Source organism: Ideonella sp. P3_A4, from assembly GCF_056403075.1.
In genome coordinates this window covers 1-614 of the sequence record NZ_JBFUGE010001339.1, presented here as the reverse complement: position 1 = coordinate 614, position 614 = coordinate 1, and the positions used below count along the sequence as shown (strand labels likewise).

The window sequence follows — 614 nt, the reverse complement described above, 5'->3', positions numbered from 1 at the left end:
TCGCTGAGCCGGCGAACAACTTCGATACCGGACATGTCCGGCAGGTGCATGTCGAGCAGTATCGCGTCGGGATGCTCGCTGCGGGCCAGGGTGACGCCTTCATCGCCCGTCTGTGCCCGGATGAGGCGTAGCTCGGAATGGTCCGAGAGAAGGGCTTCCACCACCRCAAAGCTGACGGGCTCATCCTCGATGTACAAGACCGAGCCCTGCAGCGATGCCGAGGCAGGCTTTTCAGTCGAAGGCAGTGTAGTCATGGTGCGCTCCACGAAGCCAGGCTGCAAGAGCAGATTCTTGCAGGAAAGCGCCCACATGTGCAGCGATTGCCGAATTGCCCCGACCCGCTGTGCCTAACGCTACACATCAGCAGAATCATGTCTTCGAGACACCGCCATTGGCGAACGGGTCAGGCGGACTTGAAGTGCCGGCTAGAACCAGTAGTCAGCGACGCACTTCCCGTCTCGCGGCAAGTCGTCAAATGTGTCGAGCCCGTCGAAGTGGTCGATGGGTATCTGTGCCACCGCCCCGGGTTCGGCAAGGCGCAGATTGACCGCGACCCGGCGGCGGCCTTCCTGATCGGTCTGTTGCGCGCGCCAGAAGGCCACGCAGCCGCACAC

At 62.3% G+C, this 614-nt stretch carries 1 protein-coding gene and 1 pseudogene; both read right to left on the bottom strand.

Annotated features, from left to right (window positions below; genetic code table 11):
• Window positions 1–311 (bottom strand): response regulator (locus tag AC1DYI_RS37905; RefSeq protein WP_477209191.1); only part of this gene is annotated, 311 nt, incomplete at its 3' end.
• A gap of 114 nt (window positions 312–425) precedes the next feature.
• A pseudogene (locus AC1DYI_RS37900) lies at window positions 426–614 on the bottom strand (GFA family protein); the annotation flags it as partial.